Here is an 11,989-nt window from a genome sequence, read left to right as displayed (position 1 = left end):
CTTGCGCTGGCGCAAGGGCGTTCGTGGGGTAGCGAACCTTTGGTTCGCGAACTACCCCCCTCACCCCGCAAGCGGGAGAGGGGAGGAAGCCTAGCTTCGGTTGGTTCATTGGGAAGCCTGGCTCCGGGTGGGTCAAAGCAGGCTTTGTCTTCCGTTCTTACCAGGTACGACGCAGCGGGTGGGCTTCGGTGTTGAAGACTACGCCGTTGAAGTCCAGGGTCTTGGCCGGGGCGAACAGCAGGTAGTAGTACTTGAAGGTCTCAGCGAACAGGAAGCTCTCCATCGAGTCGTCCTTCTCCTTGCTGCGGACGTCCTTCAGCGCCGAGAAGCCATGCTCGGTGCGGGTGTAACGCACGAAGTCATCGAAGAACTCCTTGCCCATGCCGCGGTAACGCGCATCGCCGGTGTAATGGTGCAGGTAATACGCCGATTCGACGATCTCCGGGCGCAGCGCATAGCTGGGCGAGCGCACTTCCATCTTGGCGTAGTCCAGCGACTCCGGTTCGATGTCGTGCAGGCGCCACATCTTCAGATTGGATTCCTGCAGGCGCTTGGCGCGGTCCAGGTCACCGCCCAGTGCCAACAGGCCCGGCATGAACGCATCCAGTGCGCCATAGGTGGTGGAAGTGCGGGTGCCGGTATCCATGTCGGCGTGGCCGTACCACAGCTCACCTTCGCGCACTTCGTCGGCCAGGTACTGGTTGATCGGGCCGATGCTCTCGTCCCACATCTTCTTGCAGTCTTCGTCGCCGAACAGCTTCCAGCACTTGAGCAGGTACTCGTAGTACGAGTCGATGCCACCGGCGATCGAGGCGTCCTTGTTGGTCCACTCGCCGGTCTCGACGTTGATGTTCAAACCCACCAGGCCGATCTTGGAGCGACGCTTATGGGTTTCCACCAGCGCACGCTTGGCCTTGTCGTAGTACGCCTGCTTGCCGGTGAGCTTGGCCAGGGTGCCGAACTCGAGCAACAGGGTGCCGGTCTCGGCCGGGTTGCTGATCTTGCCGCTGGTCTTGCCGGTATGCAGGTTGACGTGGGTGTACGGCAGGCCGGTCGGGCTGTCGAATACCGGCGACAGGCGCGTGCCCAGATCATCGGCGAGCTTGAGCAAGCGCTCGTCGTTGGTCATCTGGTAGGCCGACAGCAGGCCGCCCAGCAGACGGATGGTGACTTCGAAGTTCTGTACGTCGATGTCCTGGTCGAACGACAGCTGGGTGACGATCAGTTCGCGGGCCTCGTTGGCCTCCTTGTCCAGGCCAAGCAGCAGCAAGGTGTCCAGCGCGTCCACCGGCGACATCAGCAGCGGCTTCGGATACCAGTCGCGCGGCTGCGCGCTGATCGGCTTCAGGTCATCGTGGCCCTTGGCGTACTGCATATAGCCCTGCCAGGCGTGGCGGGTGGCCTCGCGGACCTGTTCGGCCATGCGGGCAGCTTCGGCATCATCCACCGCAGGCACGGCGGCATCCGCACTCGCTGCAGTAGCGGCGGCGGGTGCGGCCGGGGCGGTGGCGGGAGCGGCGGCCTGCTGGCTGCAGGCGGAAAGCGCCAGCATCAGCGCGGCGACCAGGGGGGCGGTACGCAGGGAACGGGTCATCAGTGAATCCTCTCGACGGAAGCGTTGTCTTGCGATGCAACGGGACGGGACTGCAGGGTGTCGCCCAGCGTCTGCAATTGCAGGGCTGTGCGCAGGGTGGAAAGCGGAGCGGTGCTGCGGGCGATCAGCTCGCGGGTCTGACCGGGCAGCAGGTCAAAGGCGTTGTCTTCAAGGGTCGCGCCCGCGCCATCGAAGCCGATCCAGATGCCGCGCACCAATGCATCGGCGCGCAGCTGCAAGACGTAGTGATCACCTTCGGCACGCAAGGCGGTGCGCAGCTGACCGGCCTGCAAGACCTGTTGTTTGGCGGCGACGAAATAGACCAGACGTTGCGCCAATACTTCATCGCCGCGGGTCAATTCGAAGATCGCCACGCTGCGGTGCGGATCTGCGCCCTGCAGCAGTTCGGCATCACTGAAGCGAGCCACTGCGGTCGCCGACAGCGCTGGCAAACGGATCGCTTTGCGTTCCTGCCGCAGCACACGGCCGTCAAAATCCAGCACACGCAGCTGCCACTGTGCATCCAGCGGATCGCGGCCATCGTTGAGCAGACTCAAGCGCGTCGTGCCCTCATCGCGCAACGCTGCCACTGCGACATCGGCGAAGAAGTGCTTGGCCTGGTAGTTCAGCGCCTTCCAATTGCCGTAGTAATCCACGCTGGACCACGACGCACCCGGCCACACATCGTTGAGCTGCCAATACAGCGAGCCCATGGTGTAGGGCCGCGAAGCACGGTGATGCAGCGCTGCCAGCGCGATGCCTTCGGCCTGCATCATCTGGCTCAGGTAAACGAAGTCGGCGAAGTTGCGCGGCGTACCGAACTCCATCTCGATGTAGTGCAGCAGTCGTTCATTGCCCTTGCCGGCCAGGAACTTCTGGTGCGCCTGGATCACCGGGCCATCAATCTGCTGCTCTTCAGCCGTGGCGAAGGCATTGACCGTCGACAGCTGCGGCCAGGCCTGCAGTCCGTACTCGGACATGAAGCGCGGGGTTTCCTTCAGGTAGGCGGTCGGCGGCAAGGCCGGGTTACCCCAGACTTCCCAGTAGTGCTTGTCACCACGGCGCGAGTCGTTGGCCTTGGCATCCAGATCATTGCTGGGCGAGCTGGACCAATACGGCACGCCAAGGCCTTCCTCGGCAACCACGCTGCGCAGGTCCTTGCCGAACAGATCCACATAGCCCTGCCATACCTTCTGCGCGAACACCGGATCGGCTTCCTTCAGCGTCTTGCCGTGGCCCCAATCCTTCCACGCGGTTTCTTCCTCGTTGTTGCCACACCACAGCACGATGCTGGGGTGGTGGCGAAGACGGCGGATGTTGTCACGAGCTTCGGCCACAACATTGGCGCGGAACGCAGGGTCATAACCCGGCTGCATGCCGCCACCGAACATGAAGTCCTGCCACACCAGCAAGCCCAGCTCGTCGGCGATGTCGTAGAAGGCATCGTCTTCGTAGTAGCCACCGCCCCAGTTGCGCAGCATGTTCATATTGGCATCGCGCGCAGCCTGCAGGTCGCGCCGCAGTCGCTCGCGCGTGACCCGTGCCGGGAAGGCATCGAAGGGAATGACGTTCGCCCCCTTGGCGAACACAGGCACGCCATTGATGACGAAGGCGAAGCCCTGGCCGCCGTCCTCGTCCTCATCGCGCTGCAGCTGCACGGTACGCAGGCCGATGTGCACGCTCGACGCCAATGCATCCTGCTTGCCGTCACCCAGTCGCGCCTGCACGGTATAGCGATCCTGGGCGCCATAGCCCACCGGCCACCAACGCCGTGGCTTGTCGATCTGCAGTGGCAGCGACACGCTGTTCTCGCCCGGCTTCAGCGCGATGTCCTGGCTGATCTGGGCGACCTTGGCACCGTCCGGGCCGAGCACATCAACAACAACCTTCTGCGTGGCAGCGGCATCCACCTGCTCAACCTGCAGCAGCACGCTCAGCCGCGCGGTATCCGCATCCAATGCATCGGTGCGCACCGACAGATCGGTGATGCGCTGCTGGTCCCAGCTGTCCAGATGTACCTGCCGCCAGACGCCGGCAATGACGTAACGCGGACCCCAATCCCAGCCGAAATGGTAGGCCGGCTTGCGCACGAAGTTGCCCACCATCGCGTCCTTCGGTTCGTCACCGTAGGGCGAGGGATAGTTGCCGGCGATCTTGTGCGGCATCGCCTGCACTTGCGGAAGCAGCGTGCGGATAGGCGAGCGGAACACGATCTGCAGTTCATTGCCCTGCGCGCGCAGGCGGCCGTCAACGCGGGCACGCCAGGTGCGATGCGCGTTGTCAGCTTTCAGCAAGGGGTGCCCGTTGAGACGCACCTCGGCAAAGGTATCCAGTCCATCGAAGCGCAACTCGGCATGCGGGCGCGCCAGCGTTGCCGCATCCACATCGAAGCGTGCGCGGTATTCCCAGTCGCCCAGGCCTATCCATTGCAAACCCGCCTCTGCGGCACCCACGTAAGGATCACCAATCACACCGGCAGCCATCAGATCGGTGTGCACGCTGCCGGGCACTGTGGCCGGCTTCCACGCGTCCAGGCCGGGATGCGCCTGCAGCTGCGCATCACCGGGCAGCAGACGAAAACTCCACTGCGCCTGCAATTCGGCCGCCAGTGCATTTCCCGCCGCGACCAGCAACCCACACGACAACAAGGCGCGCCGCACACCGCGCATGCCAATTTGTATCGATCCAAATTTTTCCTGCAAACGCTGCCGCATAGCCCCTCCGCTAGTGCTTGACGTTGCCGGGCCTCAGCCCGGCTGCTGCTCGCGTACCACGTTCAATACTTCGTGGCAGGCGCCCATGGTGTGGTAGTCGGTCTTGCCGGCCGGGCTCTTTTCGTCGTCGTACTTGCCGTTGTCGGCATCGAGGATGCGGAACCAGGCGCCGTAACGATGATCGACGAAGTAATGCCACGAATACGCCCAAAGACGGTCGTACCACGCCCAGTAGCCGGCATCGCCGCTGCGCTTGGCCAGCAGCGCGGCGGCGGCCAGCGACTCGGCCTGCACCCAGAAATACTTGTCGTCGTCGCAGACAAAACTGTCACCACCGATCGCGGCACCGTCCATGTTGGGCTGCCGGCGCGACTCCGGCGCGAAACCGTAATACAGGCCACCACGTGCCTCATCCCAGGAGCGCGTCATGGCGGTATCGAACAGATGCCGCGCCGTCGGCAGCAACCAGTCGGCATCGACATGGCGGTCGAGGATCATCAGCAGTTTGGCCCACTCGGTCTGGTGGCCGGGCTGGAAACCCCAGGGACGGAACAGGTGCTTGGGATTGTCCAGGTTGTAATCCCAGTCGATGTTCCAATCGATGTCGTAGTGCTCCCACACCAGGCCACCGGCCTTGGCCGCCTGGCGACGGGTCATGTTGTCGGCCAGCTGCAATGCGCGCTGCAGGTAGCGCTGTTCGCCGCTGGCTTCGAACGCGGCCAGCATGGCCTCGCACATATGCATGTTGGCGTTCTGGCCGCGGTAGCCGGTGAAGTTCCAGTTGGCATCGGCTTCGTCGCGGTACAGGCCGTGCTGCGGCTCCCAGAAATGGCGCTCCAGCAGCTGCCAGGTTTCATCCATCCACTCCCGGCCCTGCTCGATGCCCGCCTTCAACGCGCAGCTATAGGCCAGCAGCACGAAGGCCACGCCGTAGCAGTGGTTCATGTCGTCCTCGACCTTGCCATCGCGCAGGGTCCAGGCATAACCGCCGGTAGCCGGGTTGCGGTGCACTTCGCGCAGATAGCGCACACCGTGCTTCACCGCTTCCAGGTACTCGGCATTGCCGTACTCGCGGTAGGCCATGGCGTAGTTGAAGACGAAACGCGTGCTGCTGACCAGGTGCCGGTGGCTGCGGTCATAGATGCTGCCGTCGTCACGGTAATAGTGGAAGAAGCCACCGTCCGGATCGATGCAATGCGGATGGTAGAAGGCCATCGTGTCGGCGATATGCGCGCGCAGGAAGGCCGGTGAACGGAAATCCGGGGTGCTGGTCATGCAGTGGCCTCCTGTTGTTGCAGCAGCTGCTGCACTTCATTCAATGCGGGCATCGCGGCAAATGCGCCCTTACGGGTCACCGCCAGTGCGCCCACCGCGGCGGCAAAGCGCAGCGTGCCGTGGATGGCGTTGGGGGTTTTGCAGAACGCGGCAAAGCCCGCGCCCGCACCACCGCGTTCGACCAGGCCCACCAGCACACCGCCGACAAACGCATCGCCTGCAGCGGTGGTATCCACCGCCTGCACACGGAAACTGGGCACCTCGCCTTCACCGTGGCGGGTATACCAACGCAGCGTTCCCGCTCCATCGGTGACGATCACCCACTGCGCCTGTGCGGCCAGCAGGCGGCGCAGCACCTGCGCCTCGCCATCGGTGCCCAATGGTGCGGCCAGGTAATCGAGTTCCTCGCGCGAGAGCTTGATCAAGTCCGCACGCTCAAGCGCCTGCCATAGACGCGGCGTCGGATCGACATCGACCGGCCACAGCGCCGGGCGCAGGTTCAGATCCAGGCTGACTACCGCACCGGCCGCACGTGCACGCTCCATACCCTCGAACGTCACCGCCGCGATGTCCGCCTCGGTAAGGCTGTTGGAGCAGACGTGGAAGCAGGCGGTGCCGTCGAAGCAGGCTGGCAGATAGTGCTCGGCACGGAACAACAGGTCCGCCGCCGGCGGCCGGTAGAAGCTGAAACTACGCTCGCCGTGTGCATCCAGGGCAACAAAAGCCAGCGCGGTCTTGGCCTGGTCGGTACGCACGATGCAGTCGGTTTCAACACCGGCCTGCTGCAGGCTTTCCAGCAGGAAATCACCAAACATGTCGCGGCCCAGCATGCCGGCGAAATGGCTGCTGGCGCCCAGCCGCGCTGCGGCCACGGCGACATTGGCCGGGGCCCCGCCGGCGTACTGCAGGAAGGCGCGCGGGGTGTCGGCCGAGGCCGGCGGTTGCGCTAATAGATCGATCAAAATTTCGCCGAAACAAACAATCTTGCCCATCTGGCCTCAGTCCTTTTGGCTGACACCGGCGCTGGCGCGTGCACCGACCAGCCCGTAGAAAATGATGTAGCCGTAGCACAGCAACGGCAGGATGAAGGAGTGATGCACGCCGATGCGGTCGGCCAGCACGCCCTGCAGGAATGGCACCACCGCGCCACCGACAATCGCCATGATCAGCAGGCTGGAAGCCTTGTTGGTCAACGGCCCCAGGCGCTCGATACCCAGCGCGAAGATGGTCGGGAACATGATCGAATTGAACAGGCCGATCGCCACCACCGAGTACAACGCCAGCGCGCCTTCACTGGCCATGGTCAATGCCAGCAGGCCGACGTTGATCAAGGCGAACAGGGCCAGCAGCTTGCGCGGCGAGAACCGCACTAGCAACGCGGAACCGGCAAAGCGGCCAATCATCGCCATGGTCCAGTACAGCGACACGTAATGCGTGGCCTGCTGCTCACTGAAGCCGCCGATATTGGGCAGCGACAGGTAATTGACCAGGAAGCTGCCGATCGACACCTCGGCACCCACATAGAAGAAGATTCCCAGCACACCGAACAGCAGGTGCTTGTGGCGCAGCGCATCGCCATAGCTGTGACGCGTACTGTCGGCCTGTTCGCTGTTCTCGCTCAGCGACGGCAGGCGGAACAGGAATACAAACAGCGCAAGCAGGAACAGCGCTACCGCCAGGCCGAGATACGGCCCCTGTACCGACTGCGCTTCCTGCGCGCGGTAGGCCAGCTGGTCAGCCAGCGGCAGCGCGGTCAACTCATCGGCGCTCTTCACCGTATTGCCCAGGATCAGCATGCCGCCGAAGATCGGCGCAATAGCCGTACCCAGCGAGTTCAACGCCTGTGCCAGGGTCAAGCGGCTGGAGCTGGTACGTTCCGGGCCGAGCAGCGCGACGTAGGGATTGGCAGCCACCTGCAGCACGGTGATGCCGGTGGCCAGCACGAACAAGGCCGCAAGGAAGGCACCATAGACACGCAATTCGGCCGCCGGCCAGAAGCCAAGTGCACCGATACCGGCAATGACCAGCCCGGCGACGATGCCCTGCTTGTAGCCCAGCCGTGCCACCAAGCGCCCGGCCGGCAGCGACATCAGGAAGTAGGCACCAAAGAACGTGAACTGCACCAGCATTGCCTGGGTGTAGTTCAGTTCGAACACCGACTTCAGGTGTGGAATCAGGATGTCATTGAGGCAGGTAAGAAAGCCCCACATGAAGAAGATGGTGGTCGCCACCGCCAAGGCCACGCGCGTATTGACCACGGGTGCCGACTGGCTTGATGTAGACGATGGCGATGTAGGTATTTGCATGTGGGCTGCCTGGATGCGGTAGTCGAAGTGGGGTTACGAACTCAACGTGGCCTTGCTGCACTGCTCTCACGGATCCGCAGCTGCACCGGTGCGACGGTGCGCATCGGTGCCGCATCCGGGTTGTCCAGCCGCTGCAGCAACAAGGCTGCGGCCTGCCGGCCACGTTCGCGCGGATCGGCGGTCAGCGTGGTCAACGGTGGCACCGCGACCGCAGCCTCGGAGATATCGTCGAAGCCGGTAACGGCGAAGTCGCCGCCCGGCCGAATGCCGCGTGAGGTCAGGCCCAACATCAGGCCCAAAGCAACCGTATCGTTGTAGCAGACCGCCGCGCTGGGACGTTGTGCGCCTTCGAACAATTCACCGGTACGCGCGGCCGCCTCCAGTCGATTGGGGGCGGACTCGATCATCCACTGCGCATGCACCGGCAGGCCGGCTTCACTCAAGGCCTGCTGGTAACCGCGGCGGCGCTGTGCGCAGGAGCTGGATACCGCATGGCCGCCGAAGAACGCGATATCGCGATGTCCACGTTCGATCAGGTGACGGGTCGCCATATAGGCGCCGTGCTGGTTGTCCAACGTCAGGAAGTCCCAGTCCGCGCCAGCCAACTCACGGTTGAACAGCAATACGTTGGCGTGCGTACCCAGCACATGGCGCAACTCTTCGGCATCGCTGCCTTCGGCCGGCGACAGGATGAAGCCGGTGGGGGTGTGCTCCATCAAGGTGCTCAGCACCGCCTGCTGCCGCTGCGGTGATTCACCGGTACTGCCCAGCAATGTCACATAACCCTTGCCGCCCAGCGCCTCATCCACGCCCGAGGCGAACTCGGCGAAGAACGGGTTGGACAGATCATTGATCACCAGTGCGATCGATGAGGAGGTGCGCCGGCGCAGGTTGGCGGCGGTGCGGTTGTAGACATAGCGCTGCTTGCGCAGCTCCGCCTCGACCTTGGCGCGGGTGTCGACATTGACCAGCGGGCTGCCACGCAGCACCAGCGACACGGTCGCCCGCGACACCCCCACCGCCTGTGCGATGTCGGTGACGGTGACTGCGCGCTGGCCGGCCTTGCGTGCGCCCTTGGCGCCGGTAGAGGTTTCTTTCATCGTTTCCGCTGCGGTTCCAGGATGCGCCAAGCCTATAGGATCGCGGTCACCGCTTCTTGCGGTGCCCGCTCCTGTCTTTGCGGCCTTGGTGCGGCCCGTGCTCACGGCTGGGCGCTGCCCGGGCTGGCGCAGTACGACACCGGCAGGTCGGCCGTTGCGGTGCCCCAGCCCTGCTCGGGTGCCTGCGTGCCCAGCGTGAAGCGGACATCGCCGCCCTGCTGCAGGCGCTGCCAATCCAGCCACACCGCCGGCTGCGGCTTGCCGTCAACCTGCACCGCCTGGATGTACTGCAGGCTGCGGCCGTCAGCGCCCGGGGCCTGCAGGCGCAGGCTGCGGCCGTTGCCCAGGGTGATCTCGGCCTTGCTGTAGCGCGGCGCGTGCAGCAGGAACTGGCCACTGCCCGGCACCGCCGGGTACAGGCCCAGCGCGCTGAACAGGTACCAGGCCGACATCGTGCCCAGATCATCATTGCCGGTGACACCGTTCGGCGCATTGGTGAACAGCTGCTGCGCGGCGCGGACCACGGTAGCGGTCTTCCACGGCTGGCCGATCAACGTATACATCCACGGCGCATGCAGGTCCGGCTCGTTGTTGGGGTTGTAGCGGTACTGGTTGTAATAGCTGTACGGGCCGACCACCCACTCCTTGCGCGCGGCGGTCAGTGGCGCCTGCAGCAGGGCGTCATAGGCGAAGAAGGCATCCAGGCGCTTGCCGGCCTGCTCGCGGCCATGCATGGCCTGCAGCATGCCCGGCACGTCCTGCTGCACCAGCCACTGGTACTGCCAGCCGGTGCCTTCATGGAAGCCGTGCTGCGAACGCGGGCTGTAATGGCCATCGGCCGGCGTATACCACTTGCCGTTCTCGTCGCGCGGACGCGGGAAGCCGGTGAACCCGGTCTCGGCATCACGCACATCCGCATCCCATACCTTGTGCCAGTTGCCGCCGCGAGCACGCAGGGTAGCTGCATCGTCAGCATGGCCGAGGCCATCGGCCATCTGTGCCAGCGCACAGTCGGCCAGCGCGTATTCCAGCGTTGCCGAACCACCGTGATGCGGATCCACATCCATGCCCTTGGACGGGAACGCACGGTCATAACCGACATAACCGTTGGCGAGATAACTTGCGTTGCCGGAACGCCCCGCATGACGCGAATTGATCGGTGGCACTTCGAACGCATTGCGACGCAGGGCACCCCAGGCTTCCGCCTCGCGGCCCTTCAGCGCACCGAAACGCCACAGGTCGACCATGAACGGCGTTACCGGGTCACCGGTCATCACATTGGTTTCGAAGTTGGCATAGCCCCAACGCGGCAGCCAGCCACCCTGTTCGTTGATGGCCAGCAGGCTGCGACCGATATCGCGGGCGACGTCCGGGCGGGTCAGCGCCAGCCACTGGTTCTGCGTGCGGTAGGTATCCCACAGCGAGAAATACTCGTAATAGGTCCAACCATCGGCGCGATGAATCCCGTCGTCATAACCGCGGTAGCGGCCATCGGCATCGCTGCCGGTCATCGGCTGCAGCAGTGCGTGGTACAGCGCGGTATACAGCACGCTGCGGTCATCGGCACTTGCGCCTTCCACCTTGACGCTGCCCAGCTGCTCGCGCCATTGCGCCTGCGACAGCGCGCGCATGCGCTCGAAGCTCAACAGCTTGCCGCCCTGCATGCCGTCGCTGCGCAGGTTGTTGCGCGCGCCTTCGGCATCCACATGCGAGATCGCACTGGTGGCGGTGACGCTGCGGCCATCGGCCAGGTCAAAACTCAACCACGCGCCATTGGGCTTGGCCTCGCCTTCCATGCTGTGGCGCGCACCGGGCAGCCCGCCTTCCTCGCCCCAAGTGCCATGCGCCTTGAACGGACGATCGAACTCGATGCGGAACCACGTCGTGTACTGGTGGCCACCGCAGAAACTCTTGGTGACCAGCTTGCCTTCCACCGCGCGGTCACCGACCACATCGATGACGCTGCCGATCACCGAATGGCGCTCGTTGGCCTGCGCAACGTTGACCAGCACCTGGCCTTCATTGACACCGGCGCTGAAGGTATAGCGCTCGGCGGCGGCGCGGGTGAGCGCGGTGGTTTCCACGTCGATACCGCGGTAGTCGGTCAGCCGGACCTTGTAGTAGCCGGCCTGCCCTACTTCACCGTCATGGCTATAGGCCGATGCGTAATTCTTGTGATCGAAACGCTTGGGGTCCTTGGTATCGAAATCACCACCCGGGCCAATGCTGCCGGTTACCGGCAGGACCGACACCTGCCCGCCCTGCTCCCAGCAACCGGCGCCGGAAATGAAGGAATGGCCAAAACCACGGATCTTCTCGTCGTCATAGCGCCACCCCGAGTAATGGCTGCCGATCGGGCTGACCTGGATCAGGCCAAACGGTGCCGACGCGCCCGGGAAGGTGTTGCCGTCATCCTTGCTGCCGATGAAGGTGTTGACCTCGCGCTCCAGCGCGGCCGAAGGTGCGGCCTGCAGCAAGGGCGCGAAACTCAATGCCAGCAGGCAGGCGGCCATTGCCGCAGGGCGGCTGAAATGGGCGGTGGACGGCGATCGGCTCATGTCTTGGATCCTTGGGTCGGTCGTTGCGGCAACGATGTTGGTACGGCAAAGGTTGGCCCGGGCAAGCCGGGCCGCTGATACCCAGCCCGTCCCGCAAGGGACGGGGGAGAGATGCCAGGCATCAGCAAAACGGGCGGCCCCGGCGCCAGCCCCGGCAGTCGTCACGACAGCGGCTGGCGGATCAAACACCGAAAAGCGGGCCATTCGAAGCGCTTTCCAGCCATGTTTTCAGTGACTTGCAGCATCCAGAGATGCGCCCTGCGCAGTCCCAACTGCTTCCCCCGAATCACATTGCTGAAAATTTAGATCGATCCAAGTAAAGCATGAGGATTTCGCCCAACGCATTCTGCGGCGCAACATCGCAGCAAAACCCCGGTAGTGCCGAGCCATGCTCGGCAGGGGCTTTCCCGACAATCCGGCACAAAAGCCAACCCCTCCCCAG

Annotated in this window: 7 protein-coding genes; all 7 read right to left on the bottom strand. The window is 64.1% G+C overall.

The genetic code is table 11. From position 1 onward, the window contains the following. Positions 1–157: 157 nt before the first annotated feature. Complete coding sequence (locus ABB27_RS18075) at positions 158–1,594, bottom strand: glycoside hydrolase family 47 protein (RefSeq protein WP_057630555.1); 1,437 nt, start codon at positions 1,592–1,594, stop codon at positions 158–160. Next, positions 1,594–4,263 carry a beta-mannosidase gene (locus tag ABB27_RS18070; protein ID WP_057630553.1) on the bottom strand — a complete coding sequence of 890 codons (2,670 nt, stop codon included), beginning with the start codon at positions 4,261–4,263 and terminating at the stop codon, positions 1,594–1,596. The genes ABB27_RS18075 and ABB27_RS18070 overlap by 1 nt, the downstream gene beginning before the upstream one ends. 78 nt (positions 4,264–4,341) lie before the next feature. Continuing rightward, entirely contained in the window at positions 4,342–5,583 is a 1,242-nt protein-coding gene (locus ABB27_RS18065; protein ID WP_057630550.1) for an AGE family epimerase/isomerase, read from the bottom strand. Further along, a complete protein-coding gene (locus ABB27_RS18060) occupies positions 5,580–6,575 on the bottom strand; it encodes a carbohydrate kinase family protein (protein ID WP_057630548.1) in 996 nt (331 codons plus the stop codon). The genes ABB27_RS18065 and ABB27_RS18060 overlap by 4 nt, the downstream gene beginning before the upstream one ends. 6 nt (positions 6,576–6,581) lie before the next feature. Further along, positions 6,582–7,889 carry an L-fucose:H+ symporter permease gene (gene fucP, locus ABB27_RS18055; protein ID WP_057630546.1) on the bottom strand — a complete coding sequence of 436 codons (1,308 nt, stop codon included), beginning with the start codon at positions 7,887–7,889 and terminating at the stop codon, positions 6,582–6,584. A 41-nt stretch (positions 7,890–7,930) separates the two neighbouring features. Beyond that, complete coding sequence (locus ABB27_RS18050) at positions 7,931–8,989, bottom strand: LacI family DNA-binding transcriptional regulator (RefSeq protein WP_057630544.1); 1,059 nt, start codon at positions 8,987–8,989, stop codon at positions 7,931–7,933. A gap of 101 nt (positions 8,990–9,090) precedes the next feature. Continuing rightward, on the bottom strand, positions 9,091–11,547 hold the full coding sequence (locus ABB27_RS18045) for a GH92 family glycosyl hydrolase (RefSeq protein ID WP_057630542.1): 2,457 nt from the start codon (positions 11,545–11,547) through the stop codon (positions 9,091–9,093). Positions 11,548–11,989: the final 442 nt, after the last annotated feature.

It is taken from the genome of Stenotrophomonas terrae (assembly GCF_001431465.1).
Classification (GTDB): Bacteria; Pseudomonadota; Gammaproteobacteria; order Xanthomonadales; family Xanthomonadaceae; genus Stenotrophomonas; species Stenotrophomonas terrae.
The sequence above is the reverse complement of the archived record's forward strand: the minus strand, read 5'-3'. Positions and strand labels throughout refer to the sequence as shown.